Genomic DNA, 16576 nt, shown 5'->3' with positions numbered 1-16576 from the left:
AAATAAAGCTACTACTCTATATTAAAAGTAGTAGCTTTAGACATCTTCAAAATACACTGTTTTAATTTAAAGAATTACTAGTCTAGTTACATCCCAGGTATGTTAAGTCCACCAGTTAGCTTTTTCATACTTTCTGCTGTATCTTCTTCTGCTTTACTTATTACTTCATTACAAGCACTTAATATCAAATCTTGAAGCATTTCTACATCTTCTGGATCCACTACTTCTGGCTTTATTTCTATTGATATAAGTTCCTTTTTACCATTTGCTCTTGCAACTACTGCTCCACCACCAACTGATACTTCAAATTCCTTTGTTTCTGAACTCTTTTGCATCTCTTCCATTTGTTGTTGTAACTTTTGTGCTTGCTTTAATAAGCTATTCATATTTCCTCCACCCATTCCTGGGAATCCGCCTTTTGCCATTATGAAAACCTCCTTAATTTTACCTAAAAAGTTTATAACTTAATAATATTTTATTTTTATATTTCATTAGTGTGATTGATTATACTTAATAATTATTTAAAACTAACTTTATTTTATATTATACAATGAATTTTTACAATAGCTTATTACTTAAATAGCCTATTCATCTATAATCTCTACATTTTCCTTGCCAAATGTATCTATTAGGATCTTTTCCCTACTATCATCCTCTTTTATTTCTTCTTCTATTATATACTTAACCTTTACCGCTTCTTTTAAGTTTTCTGCAAATATATCTTCAACTATTTTTCTATTCTCTAAAGTTTCAAGTCTTGGCTTATTAAAAGCATATTGCTTTCCATACTCTATTTCTATTACTCCATTTTTACATCTTACAGGAACTCCTGTTAATAAAGATGCATATATAACCATATGTCTTTTGTTTTTTATGGTTTCTAATATATCTTTCCATGAATTTTTAACTACATCTATAGTAAGCGTAGAATTTTCATTAAATTTTTCAACTGGTCTTACATTAGAACTTTTATTTTGTAAAAAGTTAGAAGCTTTAGCTTTTGGTTTATTAGAATTAGATGGATTTTCAGCAGTTATACTTTCACATTCAACCGTTATCTTCCCTTGTTTTATTACCTCTTCTAATTTATTTATCCTAGCTAACATAACCTCTTTTGATGTATCATATTCAATTTTGCACATCTTTATCACTGCAAGTTCTAAATAAACCCTGGATTGTTTACTCCACTTGGACTGTTCTTCTGCCTCTTGCAATATCCTTATACATCTCATTATCTCTTCTATTCTTATTTTATCCCCTTGAAACTTTAAGTTAGAAATACTCTCTTTAGACATATCCAAAACTTCTTCAGGGCTATTACTAACCTTCATCATAAGTAGATTTCTAAAATGACTTATAAAATCCTTTATAGCCGTATGGACATCTTTACCACTTAACACTATCTCATCTATAGTTCTTATAGCCTTTTCTATATCTTTATTTATAATAGAGTCTGCAAGGGTTATTAGGTTTTCGTTACTAACAAGTCCTAACATTGCAATTAAATCATCATAATCTACCTTTCCACTGCCCATGGAAATAGCTTGATCTAATATACTTAAAGAATCTCTCATAGCTCCATCAGATATTTTAGCTATAAGATTTAAGCTATCATCATCAGCAAAAACCCCTTGTTCCTCCACTATCTTCCTTAGCCTTAAAGATATCTCTTCATATTTTATCCTTTTAAAATCAAATCTCTGACATCTAGATAATATTGTAATAGGTAGTTTTTGTGGATCTGTAGTTGCTAATATAAATACCACTCTTTTAGGAGGTTCTTCTAATGTCTTTAGAAATGCATTTACAGCACCATCTGTTAACATATGAACCTCATCCATTATGTAAACTTTGTATTTAGCTTCTTGTGGGGGATATTGAACATCATCAATAAGATCCCTTATATTATCTACTTTATTATTAGAAGCAGCATCAAGTTCTACCACATCTATAGCAAGCCCCTTATTTATCTTAATGCACATATCGCATTTATTGCAAGGTTCCCCATCTTTTAAATCAAGGCAATTTAAAGCCTTAGCCATTATCTTCGCTGTAGATGTCTTTCCAGTTCCTCTTGTACCACAAAACAAATAAGCATGAGCTATTCTATCACCTTTTATTTGATTTTTAAGGGTAATACTAATATGATCTTGCCCTACAACATCACTAAAAGTTCTAGGTCTCCATTCTCTATACAATGCCGTGTATGCCAATAACCTCACCTCTTCTTTTATAACCATTTCACTTATAATAATATTATACAACAAATAGTAGTCATTAGTCTAAACTATGTATATATAGTAGGTAAAATTAATATCATCCTTTGATGTTAATAATATTACTGCGAATATCATTAAAGGCATCTTCAAAAGGTAGCTGGTATATTTACCCCTATCTTTTAAAAATGCCTTAACAAGAACATTATTTACTGGCCTTTATTACCCGCCTTTATATAATAATTATATTCATACCACTTATCATTATTAGTGTGCACGTTATCTTTATTAACCTTAATCCAATTATTATAGGTTATTTGATCTATCTTACCATCTTCAAGAGCCTTATCCATTTCTTTTAAGGCATCAAAAGATAACATGTTAAGATAGCTTCCATTCATTCCTTTATCCTTATACACTTCAATATTCCTTCTTGCTATAAATGCATCTATATTAAAGAAATTTATAAATAGATAAAACACAACAGCAACAACTAAAATTGGCTTAAATATGCTAATCTTCATCCATATATAAATAAGTTGTAATATAATAACTATGCCTAAAAGTATTATGAATAATTGTACAAGTATCCTAAGCCTTGTATATCCAAAGGCTTCCACATACATGTTCATCTTATAAAAGGCTGAAAACATCATATTTAGTGTAAATCCTACTATAAGTGTATATAAAATATTTAATGTAATACTTAATTTTTCATCTTCTTCTATAACTTTAGCCTTTAAAAAAGATATTAAAACCATATTTATAATAGTAACAATAACTAATTCAAAGAATCCTTTTCTTGCATACTCAGAGTAAGATAACCCTCCCGGTAAGAGTTTCACATCCCCAGCATATAAATAACTTATTTGAACCTTTGTAAAAACTAAGTAAAGCATATTTATAATTATAAGCAAGGTAATTATTTTTATTGGTTCCATGGTTTTCTTTTGAAAATACTGGTCAGATTCATCTCTAAATTTATATCTAAAACTCCAAATAAGCCCAAATATATAAACAGCTACAAATATAGAAGAAATGAGCTGCCAAAACGAATCTCCTATTCTAAATAATGTAATGGCTTCATTTAGATTCTTAATATAATATCCAAATACATTATCTGCTCCAGACAATAAGCTTCCAAGTAACAAAATAACAGGTATAGATATAAGTATCCCTTGTAGTATGGACTTATATACCTCTTTATCCTTTTTAATTGTCTTTCCTTTTAATAATTTAAACGTAACATCAGGAACCTTTGTAATACTTTTAAAACTACGTGTAAATATTCTTTTAAAAAATCCATTTATGAAATTCCCTAGGTTAAAATCTACATCTTTATAATTTAAAATCATAAACCCCATTATTAGTGTAGATGGCACGAAAATTCTATTTAAACTTCTAATAAGTGGATTTGTATAAATAGCAAAGGTTAGAGCTACTAGCATACTACTACCTATGAAAAAGTAACCAAATAAGCTATTTTTATTTTTTATACCATTAATTGCAATAAAGTATATTAACACTATAGATGCAAATATAAAGTAAGATATGCCTAGATAAGATGAAGTTTCGTATCCCTTATCAAAGGAAAATATAAAGTAGATAATACCTAGCAGTACACTTAATATAAGTGATCTTAGTTTTAAATTTATAGGAGTGTCTTCATCTACCCTTTTATCAGCTATTGATAAATTTACCTTTCTTAAATATTTGTTTCCTATTTCACTATCTTTAAGTCGATTTTCAATTCGAGAAATCCCTATGGAATTATTTTTAACTTTTATGCAACTTTCTACAATAACTTTTATAATTAAAATATCTCTTTCACATAACTTTTGTAAAACACTTATGTCTTCCCATACTAAACCTTCTGGTAACTCTTCTTTTAAAGAAGATGATTTATTACTATAATCTACTAAATACAGTGAAAATCCATTCATAAGCATATCTAAATTAGGGTCTATCTTAAATAATTCTTCTTCATCATTACTTATATTTGATATTAAATATTCATTTAATGAATTCTCTTCATCTTCATCTTTAGCAACATTCATTATAGGTAGTCTTAAAATCGTTGTACCAATTTGATTTTTCAACAAAATCTTATCTTCATTAATTATTAAAGCCACTATACCAGCCATTATATTCCTCCTCATTTCTACCTAATATTTAAAACTTAACATATCTACTATTTATAATTACTAAAGTCTTTTATTCTACATATTCTAATATATCTCCTGGCTGGCAATTAAGCTCTCTACATATAGCCTCAAGGGTAGAGAATCTTACAGCTCTCGCTTTATCATTTTTTAAAATAGATAGGTTTGCATTAGTTATACCAACCTTTTGCGCCAAGTCCTGCAAGGATATCTTCCTTTTAGCCATCATAACGTCTAAATTAACAACTATAGCCATAGGTACTCTGCTACTCAAAATATGGACAAACATACCCATATCGAGATTATTACTGTTTCTTCGTGTCTGTCCTCATCTAATAAATTAGATTACTAACATTTGATATAACACTCCACAGTCGTAAATTCCCAACTAGCCATTGGTACATATATACAATTGCTTCTAATTTGCAATTTTGTATATTTTAGCATCTCTCAAATTTAAACTTGCATTTAAATCTCTATCCTCTTTATACCCACATTCACAAATGTACTCTCTATCACTTAGTTTTAAATCTTTTTTAATAGAACCACATTCATGACATAGTTTACTTGAAGGATAAAATCTATCAACTATTCTTAATTCAATACCATATTCATTACATTTATTAGTTAATTTAACTCTAAACATATTAAATCCTTGTTTTGATATTGCTTTTGAAAGATGTTTATTCTTCATCATTCCTCTTACATTTAAATCTTCAATAGTAACAAAGCTTGGATTTTGCTTAACTACTTCATTCACAGATTGATTTAAATAGTTTTCTCTAATATTTCCTAAAGTCTGATGAAGTTTTTGTACTTTAACTATTTGTTTTTGGATATTTTGTCTAGTAGCATTTCCTCCTTCTTTTTTAATATTTTTATTTCTTAATTTTAAACTTTCATACTTTCTTGAAAGTTTTCTTTGTTCTCTTTTTAACTTCTTTTCTATTTTCTTAACTCTTTTAGTTTTATTAATGTTCTTTTTAGTAATTCCATTAGACATTATTGAGAAATCTTTAAGTCCTAAATCAATACCTAATCCTTCATTTGAATTAACTTGATATTTTTCTTCCACTTTTACTAATACTGAAACATAGTATCTATTAGCCTTTTTTGATACTGTTCCACTTACAACATTTTCTCCAACTGGTAAATATCCAAATTCTTTTAATCTAACATTCTTTAAAGAAGGTATCATTAATTTATGACGTTCGATTTTCCAATCACCTTTATTATTTTTAGGAAAATAAATTTTAACATCTTGATTCTTTTTCTTTTTAAATCTAGGGAATTTAGATTCTCCCTTAAAAAACTTTTTATAAGCAGTTTCAGCATTACATATAGCTTTCTTTCTAGCTTTAGAACCACAACTATTAATCCAAATATATTCATCTAAAGTTTTAACTTCATGATTTATATATTTAAGATAATCTACATGGTAAGCATACCTTTTCTAATTAAAGTCATTTTCATCTCACATACAACCTTTTATACCGTAAAATCATTTTCATCCTTATAATCTATAGCTTGTTGAAATACTTTAGATAATATATATATAAAGCACCCTGCAAATATGAATATTATAAACTCCATATCCGTATGAACTCCTTTGTTATCAACGTAAATAAATTGAAATTCCTTTAAATTTGAGTTGAATATAAAGTTAATGATATAACAAAAAGCTATAGCAAAACATTGCATAGAAACCCTCTTTAAAATAATCACATTTGATACAACAAAAGGATTAGAATTAACTAAGGAATTTAGTACCTTTATTAGATTAAATACGATTAAAAACACACAGCAAATACCAACAGCAAGAAGCACTGTTATAAGCACCTTTTTACTCATGGATATCTCCTCAGAAACCTTACCTAAAATCACACTTTTAAATATTAATATAGTTGCAATTACTCCTACTATCAATATTACATCTAGAGTTTTCTTTAAAACACTAGACATTGATCTTTTTCCATAATACTTCATAAAATCACCTTCCAAAATATAATTTCTAATTAGATCTTATCACTTATTAAAATGTTTTTCAATACTTTTTTATTGTTTATCAATATATTTTATAATTTAGGGCAAAATAAAAAAAGGCCTTAAAGCCTTTCTAATAAACTATGTAAACCGTGCACCTCACCTTGACTTAACCTCATAAGCGTTACCTGTAGAGTTAACTCAAGTCAGGTTAATCCACGGCACATGAAAGTATCCACTTACCGCTGCTTCCTTCCGAATCTGACGGGGTTCATGGGCTTTCATTGCGTGGGACCCAACTATCAACGCCACTTTTACAGGGCAGACCTTACAAGATAGAAGCCTCAATGAGGAATTCAATCCTGCTGTAGCGGATTGCAGGTTATAGGGCACCGCTAACTCCCCATCTAGCACGGCAAAAATAAAATGGCGGAGAGAGAGGGATTCGAACCCTCGGTAGAGTTGCCCCTACACACGCTTTCCAGGCGTGCTCCTTAAGCCACTCGGACATCTCTCCACATACGTTTTATTTTATTTAATTGCTACATCAGCTATTATACTATCAAACATATCATATTTCAATAGGTTTTCAAAATTAATTTGTTTTAACATAAAGTTACTTGATTTTTCTATTACATCTTGTCCTTTTAGTATATATGTTTATGTGCTAATATTTTAAGTTACTTTTTCATATATCTACGTTATAATATATTAAGTAAAAAATATAAAAAAGGCAGGTGAATGCTATCTTTATAGATAGCGGATTTATGAATTACGAAATTAAAGGTAACTCCTTACCCGTTGTAATATGTAAGCTAGATGCTAATGAAACCATTTTATCTGAATCTGGAGCTATGGGATGGATGTCTGATAACATTGTTATGGATACAAACATAAAAGGTGGTATTTTTAAAGGTATAGCTAGGGCCTTTTCTGGTGAGTCTGTATTTTTAAATACCTTTACATCTAAAGTAAACAATGGTCTTATTGCTTTCCCATCCTCTTTTCCTGGTAAAATTGTAGCAAAACAACTCTATGCTAACGAATATATAATATGTCAAAAGGGCTCTTTCTTGGCAGGAGATTCTTCTATTTCAGTAGATGCATTCTTTAAAAAGAAGCTAGGGGCTGGATTCTTTGGTGGAGAAGGTTTCATATTGCAAAAGATAACAGGCCCTGGAATGGTATTTTTAGAACTAGATGGACATGTAGAAGAATATGACCTATCTCCAGGTGAAGTTATGAAGGTAGATACTGGCAATGTTGCTGCTTTTGAAAGTTCAGTGAACTTTGATGTGGAAACAGTAAAAGGAATGAAAAATGTATTCTTTGGTGGTGAGGGTTTATTTCTAACTGTTTTAACAGGTCCCGGTAAGATCTATCTACAAACTATGCCTATACAAAACTTAGCGGGAGAAATTTCTAGATACTTTAATACTGGAGGTTCTAATTCGTAAGATTAAACATAATTAGTTGAATAAGACATAATGTAGTGATAAAATGAATTTATAAAAATTGAATAATTAGATAACACAGGGGTGCCGAAATTGGTCGGCTGAGACTAAGAACCTTAAATCTTTCACCCTATGAACCTGAAATGGGTAATACCAGCGTAGGAAGATGTTTACTTTTGTTTTATTGCTAATGGCGTAAAAGGTACAAGCTTCTGTTTGTACCTTTTTTATTTTGTATTTATATATTTTAAGGAGGTAATAAGTTATGAAAAATGTTTTAACTATAGCTGGCTCAGACTGCTCTGGTGGAGCAGGTATACAGGCAGATTTAAAAACCTTTAGTGCAAATGGTGTTTATGGTATGAGCGTTATTACAGCTGTAACAGTGCAAAATACCACTGGGGTCTTTGACGTTCAAGATATAGATCCTAATATTATAAAATCACAAATTGATGCAATTTTCACAGATATTAAAGTAGATTCCGTTAAAATTGGCATGGTTTCAAAAGTTGATACAATTAATGCTATAAGCGAAAAATTAAAAGAGTATAACCCTATTAATGTTGTTTTAGATCCTGTAATGATATCTAAAAGTGGATATTCATTATTAAAACCCGAATCTAAAAAGACCTTAATTACTAAACTAATACCTTTAGCAGATATTATTACGCCTAACATCCCAGAAGCAGAAGAAATACTTAGAGAAGTTCATGCAGAAATTACTTCAATAAAAACAGTTGAAGATATGGAAAAAGCCGCAAAGGAAATCTATAAATTTGGTTGTAAAAATGTTCTTTTAAAAGGAGGTCATATGATTGGAGATGCTATAGACATTTTATATGACGGGAAAGAATTTTTCCACTTCAATTCTGAGAGAATACATACAAAAAATACTCATGGTACAGGATGTACTTTATCTTCAGCTATAGCATCTAATCTAGCTCTTGGATTTAATATGCATAATTCAGTTACAAAAGCAAAAAGTTATATTACCAAAGCCATAATACACTCATTAGATATCGGTCATGGTGTTGGACCCACTAATCATTTTTATGAATTATATAAAAAAGCAGGTTTAATTACAGAACATCCTTATGATGATATTGAAGAGAGTGTATGTGCACCTTATGATAATAGCCTTACAAAATCTCATAAAGATATAGGAAAACTTTTATCCAAACTTCGGGGAAAATCTCCTTTGGTTCATCATATAACAAACTATGTTACAGTTAATGATTGTGCTAACATCACCCTTGCAATAGGCGCATCACCAGTTATGGCAGATGATATAAATGAGGTTGAAGATATGGTTTCTATAGCTTCTTCCTTAGTTTTAAATATAGGAACCCTAAATAACAGAACTGTAGACTCTATAATTTTGGCAGGGAAAAAGGCTAATGAATTAAATATTCCTGTGGTTTTAGATCCAGTAGGTGCAGGTGCTACGCCTTATAGGACAAAGATAGCTAAAAAAATAATGGAAGAAATAAAGTTATCAGTTATAAGAGGAAACTTGTCAGAAATAAAAACATTGTATGGCATAAAAACGCAAACTAAAGGAGTAGACTCCGTAGACAGTATATCCTCGAATGAAAATGATTTTATAAAAACAAAAAATCTTGCTATGGATTTTGCAAATAAATTAGATACTATAATTGCTATAACTGGTGAAGTTGATATCATAACTGACGGCAAACATATTTATAGTATAAAAAATGGCCATGAAATGATGTCTAAGGTTACTGGCACAGGCTGTATGTGCACCTCATTAATTGGTTCTTACTTAGGGTCTGGAAAAGATAATTTAGCTGCTGCCTTAGCTGGAGTAGTATCCATGGGTATTGCTGGTGAAATGGCCTTTGAAAGATTAGATAAGTGTGGTGGCTCTGGAAGTCTTAAAACAAATATTGTTGATGCAATCTACAACTTATCCGAAGAAGTAATAGTAAAGAGAGGGAAAATATATGAAGACTAATATAGATTATAAGCTTTACCTTGTAACAGACAGAGATTTACTGAAAAATACAGATTTATACACCGCTGTAGAAGAAGCAATAAAAGGCGGTGTTACATTAGTACAGCTTAGAGAAAAGGATATTACAACTTTAGACTTTTATAATACCGCTTTAAACATAAAGAAGGTTACAGATAAATATGATATCCCCTTAATAATAAATGACAGAATGGATATAGCTTTAGCAGTTAATGCTTCTGGTGTCCATATTGGTCAAAAAGATATGCCTTGCACTATTGCAAGAAAGATTTTAGGAAATGATAAAATCCTTGGAGTTTCAGCTACAACCTTATCACAGGCTATAAAAGCTGAAAAAGAAGGCGCAGATTATATAGGCGTTGGAGCCATTTTTAACACATCTACTAAACAAGATGCAAAGCCTGTTTCTATTGATACGTTAAAAGAAATAAAAGAAACCCTATCTATTCCCGTGGTTGCTATAGGTGGAATAACTAGAAAAAACATTCACCTATTAGACTCCTCAAATATCGATGGAATAGCAGTAGTTTCAGATATCTTAGGAAAAGAAGATATTAAGGTAGCAGCAGAAAGCTTAAATTCACTAATTAAGTTTTAAGTTAGGAATAACATGTTAAAGTAAGCCTTATATACTATTTTATCTTTTTCAAAAAGACAAAAACAATATTTACTTTACATTTATTAAGTTACATATTTGTTTATATTTCATGTAAATCTTCTTCAAAGCTATAAATTTTAATACGCTCTAAAAGAAGACTTCTAAGAATAAGTTCTTAGAAGTCTTCTTTTTTATTTATTATTTGCTCTTTTCTTTATAATGAAAATGCTTACAAGTCCAGCAATTATAAGAAGTAAACTTACTATCTGAGCTGTCCTGAGGCCTAATATCATAAGACTATCTGTCCTTAATCCTTCAATAAAGAATCTACCTAAAGAGTATAAAACAGCATAATATGCTATTATAATACCCTTTTCCTCTTCTTTTCTCCTTTTTAGTAGTATAAGAAGAATAAAAAATACTATTAGATTCCATATTGATTCATATAAAAATGTAGGGTGATAATATGTACCACCTATATTCATACCCCTTTGAATAAAGCCTGGGAACTTACTTATAAACTGAGAGGTTACAGCACCTCCATGGGCCTCTTTATTAATAAAGTTTCCCCACCTTCCAATGCCCTGAGCTAATATTAAAGAAGGAGCTACTACATCGATAATAGATAAAAAATCAAATTTCTTTTTCTTAGAGTATAAATAGGCTGCAAGTACCCCGAATATAACCCCTCCATGTATAGCAAGTCCACCTTGCCTTAAATTAAGCATGGATAATATATTTCCCCTATAATCTTCAAATTCAAAAGCCACATAATAAGCTCTAGCACCTATTATAGCTATTGGAAAAGCTATTAAAAATGTATCTATTATATTATCAAAACTAACACCCTTTAACTTGCTAGTGTAAGAAATTATAATAAGCCCAAGCATCACTCCAAAGGATATTATTATCCCATACCACATTAAATCTATCCCAAATATATTAAAAGCTACTGGATTCAAATCTTCACCATCTACGCATTACCTAGATGATTTCCTCCCTTCTGTAATTAAATTTATATATTTATACTAATATTAACCTTCAAAACAACTAATAAGTCAACCATGATCACAATTTACGCCCTCATTTATTGTTTTAAATTGCAACTTCAAAGTTTATTTCGAATATATCAAAGTTTCATTTTGAGTTTCTTTGTCAACTAAATATATTTGCATATTATTTATATCAACATCTTCGGGGTTATATAATAAATTCCCAGTACAAAATACAATATGTTTTGAATCCTTATTGTAATCATAATCTTCTAATTCACTTAATTGTTTAACCTCATTATTTCGGTAACCTAAGAAGGTTTTAAGTTCGTATGCATTAATATAGTTTCCTGATATTAGCTTTAAATTATATTTTTCTCTAATATCATAGGTATCTGAATTCTTTGTATCCTCAATATAAAAATCAATTAAAGAACCAAATTCAAAGTTTCCTAAACTCTCAATTGTAAAATCCAAACCATCTAATGAAATCTTTTTATGAATATATTCATATCCATTCGTGGTTTTATTTAATGAATTAGATAGTTCAAATTTTATATCCCCAGTTAATAAATATTGTATTTTTATTGAATTACTTTTCCCCTTTCTCCCTACAATAAGAAACCTTTGAATAACTTCTAATTTATCCTTAGATACTTCTTTTGATGATATATGTTGTGGTCCAGCACCAAATTTAATACCATTATTATTTTGAGTTGCTGCTGTTAGGGAAAATTCTTTTCCCTCTATATTTGAACCATCCTTTGTTGTTATATAATATTTTGTTAGCAAATAATTCCCGAAATATTTAGTATACTCTATATCAATTATATAATTACCCACTTCCTTCGTTAACGGAAAGTTTGAGGGCTCAGTTTCATAAGCTTTTGTACATCCTAAAAAAAAGGTAGTTATTATTACACTTAATAATATTAGTATTATATTGTTTTTCTTTTTAAACATATTAAAATCTTCACTCCTTAAAATTAGTATTCTCCTTATTTTAACATTAACCTTACATAAAAGAAATAAATGCATGATCTGTTACTTTTTAAAAGCAATAATTAAAAGATGAGTTTTCATTTTCTATTACAAAATAATTCCTACTTAACCCTTGTGGCTACATCACATAACCTTCACGTAATACGTTTAAACCTTCATATAAAATGTTCTATAACTGGAAGTAAAATGCTAAAATATTAATATACATAAGGTATATTTTGAAAACAACGAGGGATGAGGTTTTAATTATGCGTTATTTAATTATACTCTTATTACTTTTTATCATTTGTTATATTTTCATAGTAGTGTATATAAAAAGCAAAGTTAAATTAAACTCTTATATAAATACATTAGATGATGGTATTGGTTTTCTTAATGATAAAGATTATGAAAGAGCTCTTAAAGAATTTTTAAAAGCAAAATCTATATTGCCTAAGTCTGCTAAGGCTTATAGTTTAATTGGAAAGGTATATGTTGAATTAAATGAGTTTGATGAGGCATTAGAATATTTAAATACTTCAGTTAATGTATAAAATTAGTTCACTTTGCTATTGCAACTTAGCGCATAAAATTAATTGTAAATTATAAACATTAAAAATTTATCTAATAGGGAGGTACTTTAAATAATGATTTATTTAGTCATAATTTCCTTGTGTTCTATACTAATTATAAAATTAATCTTACCACGTATAAAAAATAAAATTAAATTAAATTCTTATGGAGAAATTATAAGGAAGAGTGCTTATTTTTTCTTCAATAAAGATTATGAAGACTCTATTAAAGAATTAAATAAAGCTATTGATATTGACGGTGAATATACAGATGTATTGTGTAATCTTAGGGGTGAAACATATCTTAAACTAAAAAAAATATGAAAGTTCACTTAAAGATTTTAATAAGACTATTATGATTGACCCGAGTAATAATACGGCATATAATAATAGAGCATTTATATATATCAGACTGAAACAATATGAAAATGCTCTTACAGATTTAAATAAATCTGTAGAAATTAGTGGAAATTTATCCCAGGCTTATAAAAACTATGCACATGTATTTTTTAAATTATCTGATATTAAAAAAGCTGAAGAGAATATATTAGAAGCAATACAGCTTGATTCTAGTAATGGAGATAACTCTATTATTTTAGCTGCAATAAACTTATATAACGAAGATTATAATAGCTGTTACACAAACTTAAAACTAGCTAAAGATACAGGGATTAATTATTATGATTATTTTGATGATGACATATTTGATAAAATTAGGCATAATGATGAATTTTTAAGTCTGTTTGGAAGTTGTCCTAGGTTATTTTAAAATTAACCTCATATTATTCACCTTTTATATACTATCTCAATATTTCTACATAAAAAGTTAGTTTTCGAATCTTATGGTTTCAAATGATCATGGTGGCGTGATTCTTTTGTTATTTATAATCTTTTGTCAATGCATTAGGCTATTAACATCAAGTGTAGTTGCCACATATTTAAATAAAGAAATATATAAAATAAAATGTTACAGCACTGCTCCTAATACCAAAAAAGAGACTATCTCAAAATAATTTTTTCAGATAATCTCTTGAAATACTAATGTTAACCTTCAATACAACTAATGAGTTTATCATAACCACATTTCATTTCTTTTATTGGATTAAAAATAACCCTGCTAATTTTTCATTTACTACGCTTTTCCAAATCATTATGTAACCTTTTAAGCTTATCACGCTGATCCATGCTAGTCCAATAAGTTCGACAATAGTTCCCATCTGCTCTACAATGCATCAACTCTTCCCCAAAGAAGGTAAGATCCTCAACCATTTTCCCATGCTTATCTAGTATCACTATGCATCCATTGGGGCTATCACCTCCAGGTTTGAGATTAAATCCATAAAAGTATTTAGTAGAATTCATGTGTTTGATTACTTTTTCCTTTTCATCTCTATCTTCTACTTTTATACCACTTGAACTTGTATCTTCAACTATTATCTTATAATCATCATTTTTGAAATACTTATCACTAAACTTAATCCTTTTAAAGGACACATTATAAATATTTAAAGAAATTATCATGGTCATAAGTAATATCCTAATTATAGTTCTCTTTTTCTTCATTATATACCCCCAAACTTATTATAAAGCGCTAAATACATATCCTCATTTTACCATATTGCAAGGTTAATTGTATAACTTTATCTTCTATTAATGCTGATGTATATCTTTTTTATTTATCCGATGGCTACCATCCGTAACACCCCTACCCTCTTCAAGGTGAGGGATGACGGCTGCTACACCCCTGGATAAGTTCTTCTAAGACTAAGATGGAGAGATGTATTCCTTATAAGCAAACTCCACCTGAGTCTAAGAATCACTTGATATCCTATATCCTCACAAAAAAATATGATGTTATATATGCAAAATGTTTTTAATGTTATTTAATAATAGTATATTTATAAACAGTTTCAATTGTGGTAATATATGTTTATTCAAATAAAATGAAATAAAGGAGATGCTTATATTGTTTAAAAAGATTTTCACAGCATTAATTTATCTTTTAGTATTGATAATTTTTATTTTGGCATTTAAAAACGCACTTAATAAACATAAATATATACTTTCTGATCTTGATGAAATAATTAAATATAATTGTAGCTTAGTTATGAATGTGGAAAATAAGTTATACGACTATGATAATGTAAAGTTTTTTAAATCAAATTATTCAAGCGATAACATTATAACTACTAACCAAATAAAGGTAACTAATAATGAAATTAAATATTGTAACTATGCAATTACAATTAATCAAGATTATATATTTACCTATATAGATAATAAAAAGTCTATATTTAAAATACAATCACCATTGTCGGAGGATTCCAGAACATTTTTATTAAATTCATTTTTCAAAAATGGTGTGACTGATATTACAGTATGACCCTTACCCAATAAAATAGACACTCTAAACTCGTATTATCTCTTATTTTCGTAGCATAACTTAATATTTCATTTTATGCAACGTTAACTTTTCGATTGGCTTTATTATAATATTCTTCAGGTGTAACATATCCATTTGAAGCGTGGATTCGTTGCCGATTATAAAATACCTCAACATATTCAAATACGGCTGCACGGGCCTCTTCACGGGTTTTAAAGTGGGTACCATAAAGCCATTCACATTTTAATTTACCCCAGAAAGATTCCATTGGTGCATTATCCCAACAGTTGCCTTTTCGGGACATGCTACATGTGAAACCATACTTTTTAATTAAATCTTGGTAATCATAAGAACAGTACTGTGAACCTCTATCCGAGTGTAAAATGACGTTTGAAGGCTTCCCAGCACGTAGATATGCTGAATTCAACGCGTTAATAACTAACTCCTTTGTCATTCGTTCACTCATGGACAATCCAACAATTTTTTGTCCACATAAATCCAATATTCCAGCAATATAGAGCCATCCTTCATCTGTCCACAGATAGGTGATATCACTTACCATTTTCTCATTAGGTTTGTCCACAGAAAAGTCACGGTTAAGGATATTTTCTGCAACTGGAAGCTTATGATTAGAATTTGTAGTTGCTATAAATTTCTTTGAAACCTTTGATTTTATGCCATTTTCACTCATGATATGTTCCACTCTTTTATGATTAATAGGAGTTTTGCTTTTGGCGTTTAATATCCGCGTAATTTTTGTTGAACCGTAAACTTTCTTGCTTTTGACATGGATATCACTAATTTCTTTTAATAGAAGACTATTTGCTTTCGATCTCATACTTTCCGGACGTTTCTCCCATGCATAGTAGCTGCTCCTAGAAACGGATAGGACCATGCATAGCTTCGCTATATGGTAGTTCATGCGATTAGCCTTGATAAATAGAAATCTCTTTATTTGAGGTTTCTCGCGAAGTAGGCTGCCGCTTTTTTTAATATATCATTCTCCTCTTTGAGGTCCCTATTTTCTTTTTCAAGTTTATGAAATTTTTCATCTTCTGGGCTTAAGTGTCCACTACCTATAAATGGAGCCTTAGGAGATTTCCTATACTTGTTTACCCATCCCTGCATTGTGGTAGACTTAACACCTAAATCAGCAGCTACTTTTGACATTGGTTCTCCTGTTTTTTCTACTCTCTTTACTGCTTCCATTTTAAATTCAGCACTATAACTTTTATTCATCTA

The 16576-nt window shown here is 29.4% G+C and carries 16 protein-coding genes, 1 tRNA gene, 1 other RNA gene, 2 pseudogenes and 1 riboswitch; of the genes and pseudogenes, 8 read left to right on the top strand and 12 right to left on the bottom strand.

Annotation, left to right across the window (positions count from 1 at the left end; all coding sequences use genetic code 11):
• Nucleotides 1-86 precede the first annotated feature (86 nt).
• From BV55_RS0105675 to BV55_RS0105645, 8 genes and pseudogenes are all read right to left on the bottom strand, one after another.
• Nucleotides 87-425, bottom strand: a complete 339-nt coding sequence (locus tag BV55_RS0105675; RefSeq protein WP_029451852.1) for a YbaB/EbfC family nucleoid-associated protein — start codon at nucleotides 423-425, stop codon at nucleotides 87-89.
• A gap of 159 nt (nucleotides 426-584) precedes the next feature.
• Nucleotides 585-2213: a DNA polymerase III subunit gamma/tau gene (dnaX, locus tag BV55_RS0105670; protein WP_029451851.1), complete on the bottom strand. Its 1629-nt coding sequence runs from the start codon at nucleotides 2211-2213 to the stop codon at nucleotides 585-587.
• Nucleotides 2214-2425: 212 nt separating this feature from the next.
• On the bottom strand, nucleotides 2426-4360 hold the full coding sequence (locus tag BV55_RS0105665; protein WP_051652411.1) for a DUF4153 domain-containing protein: 1935 nt from the start codon (nucleotides 4358-4360) through the stop codon (nucleotides 2426-2428).
• A gap of 70 nt (nucleotides 4361-4430) precedes the next feature.
• The gene (locus tag BV55_RS0105660; RefSeq protein WP_029451849.1) at nucleotides 4431-4634 is read right to left on the bottom strand and encodes a helix-turn-helix domain-containing protein; all 204 of its coding nucleotides are present in this window, start codon (nucleotides 4632-4634) and stop codon (nucleotides 4431-4433) included.
• Between the two features lie 162 nt (nucleotides 4635-4796).
• A pseudogene (locus BV55_RS0105655) lies at nucleotides 4797-5813 on the bottom strand (RNA-guided endonuclease InsQ/TnpB family protein); the annotation flags it as partial.
• 53 nt (nucleotides 5814-5866) lie between these two features.
• Complete coding sequence (locus tag BV55_RS0105650; RefSeq protein ID WP_029451847.1) at nucleotides 5867-6364, bottom strand: DUF2975 domain-containing protein; 498 nt, start codon at nucleotides 6362-6364, stop codon at nucleotides 5867-5869.
• Nucleotides 6365-6511: 147 nt separating this feature from the next.
• An RNA gene (ffs, locus tag BV55_RS15295) (signal recognition particle sRNA large type) lies at nucleotides 6512-6777 on the bottom strand.
• An 11-nt stretch (nucleotides 6778-6788) separates the two neighbouring features.
• Nucleotides 6789-6878 (bottom strand) — tRNA-Ser (locus tag BV55_RS0105645).
• A 250-nt stretch (nucleotides 6879-7128) separates the two neighbouring features.
• Between BV55_RS0105645 and BV55_RS0105640 the strand changes: the two genes are divergently transcribed.
• The 4 genes and pseudogenes from BV55_RS0105640 (at nucleotide 7129) to thiE (ending at nucleotide 10406) form a co-directional block, all read left to right on the top strand.
• Complete coding sequence (locus tag BV55_RS0105640) at nucleotides 7129-7818, top strand: TIGR00266 family protein (protein ID WP_035794280.1); 690 nt, start codon at nucleotides 7129-7131, stop codon at nucleotides 7816-7818.
• Nucleotides 7819-7885: 67 nt separating this feature from the next.
• Nucleotides 7886-7998: riboswitch (TPP riboswitch) on the top strand.
• 82 nt (nucleotides 7999-8080) lie between these two features.
• Nucleotides 8081-8896 (top strand): annotated as a pseudogene (gene thiD / locus BV55_RS0105635) (bifunctional hydroxymethylpyrimidine kinase/phosphomethylpyrimidine kinase); the annotation flags it as partial.
• Nucleotides 8897-8974: 78 nt separating this feature from the next.
• Nucleotides 8975-9790, top strand: a complete 816-nt coding sequence (gene thiM, locus BV55_RS15290; RefSeq protein WP_157469702.1) for a hydroxyethylthiazole kinase — start codon at nucleotides 8975-8977, stop codon at nucleotides 9788-9790.
• Nucleotides 9780-10406, top strand: a complete 627-nt coding sequence (gene thiE, locus BV55_RS0105630) for a thiamine phosphate synthase (protein ID WP_029451843.1) — start codon at nucleotides 9780-9782, stop codon at nucleotides 10404-10406. Before thiM ends, thiE begins: the two co-directional genes overlap by 11 nt.
• Before the next feature lie 191 nt (nucleotides 10407-10597).
• On the opposite strand, the gene lgt is transcribed toward thiE, so the two are convergent.
• Both lgt and BV55_RS0105620 read right to left on the bottom strand, forming a co-directional pair.
• The gene (gene lgt, locus BV55_RS0105625; protein ID WP_029451842.1) at nucleotides 10598-11368 is read right to left on the bottom strand and encodes a prolipoprotein diacylglyceryl transferase; all 771 of its coding nucleotides are present in this window, start codon (nucleotides 11366-11368) and stop codon (nucleotides 10598-10600) included.
• Nucleotides 11369-11521: 153 nt separating this feature from the next.
• Complete coding sequence (locus BV55_RS0105620; protein WP_029451841.1) at nucleotides 11522-12361, bottom strand: hypothetical protein; 840 nt, start codon at nucleotides 12359-12361, stop codon at nucleotides 11522-11524.
• Between the two features lie 287 nt (nucleotides 12362-12648).
• Here BV55_RS0105620 and BV55_RS0105615 point away from each other — a divergent pair, with 287 nt between their 5' ends.
• The 3 genes from BV55_RS0105615 (at nucleotide 12649) to BV55_RS0105605 (ending at nucleotide 13720) form a co-directional block, all read left to right on the top strand.
• On the top strand, nucleotides 12649-12933 hold the full coding sequence (locus BV55_RS0105615; protein WP_029451840.1) for a tetratricopeptide repeat protein: 285 nt from the start codon (nucleotides 12649-12651) through the stop codon (nucleotides 12931-12933).
• A gap of 93 nt (nucleotides 12934-13026) precedes the next feature.
• Nucleotides 13027-13275, top strand: coding sequence for a hypothetical protein (locus tag BV55_RS0105610; RefSeq protein WP_029451838.1), 249 nt, complete (start codon nucleotides 13027-13029; stop codon nucleotides 13273-13275).
• A gap of 31 nt (nucleotides 13276-13306) precedes the next feature.
• Nucleotides 13307-13720 carry a tetratricopeptide repeat protein gene (locus tag BV55_RS0105605; protein WP_029451837.1) on the top strand — a complete coding sequence of 138 codons (414 nt, stop codon included), beginning with the start codon at nucleotides 13307-13309 and terminating at the stop codon, nucleotides 13718-13720.
• A 356-nt stretch (nucleotides 13721-14076) separates the two neighbouring features.
• On the opposite strand, the gene BV55_RS0105600 is transcribed toward BV55_RS0105605, so the two are convergent.
• Nucleotides 14077-14514, bottom strand: coding sequence for a hypothetical protein (locus BV55_RS0105600; protein WP_029451836.1), 438 nt, complete (start codon nucleotides 14512-14514; stop codon nucleotides 14077-14079).
• A 403-nt stretch (nucleotides 14515-14917) separates the two neighbouring features.
• Here BV55_RS0105600 and BV55_RS0105595 point away from each other — a divergent pair, with 403 nt between their 5' ends.
• Nucleotides 14918-15334: a hypothetical protein gene (locus BV55_RS0105595; RefSeq protein ID WP_029451835.1), complete on the top strand. Its 417-nt coding sequence runs from the start codon at nucleotides 14918-14920 to the stop codon at nucleotides 15332-15334.
• A gap of 73 nt (nucleotides 15335-15407) precedes the next feature.
• On the opposite strand, the gene BV55_RS0105590 is transcribed toward BV55_RS0105595, so the two are convergent.
• Nucleotides 15408-16573 (bottom strand): IS3 family transposase gene (locus tag BV55_RS0105590; protein WP_423752101.1). Its coding sequence is split into 2 segments (ribosomal slippage): nucleotides 15408-16315 and nucleotides 16315-16573, totalling 1167 coding nucleotides; the frame shifts between segments, so codons are not numbered across the junction.
• Nucleotides 16574-16576 lie beyond the last annotated feature (3 nt).

Origin of the sequence: Clostridium algidicarnis (genome assembly GCF_000703125.1) — a bacterium.
GTDB lineage: Bacteria > Bacillota > Clostridia > Clostridiales > Clostridiaceae > Clostridium_L > Clostridium_L algidicarnis.
This window is presented reverse-complemented; position numbering and strand designations above follow the sequence as displayed.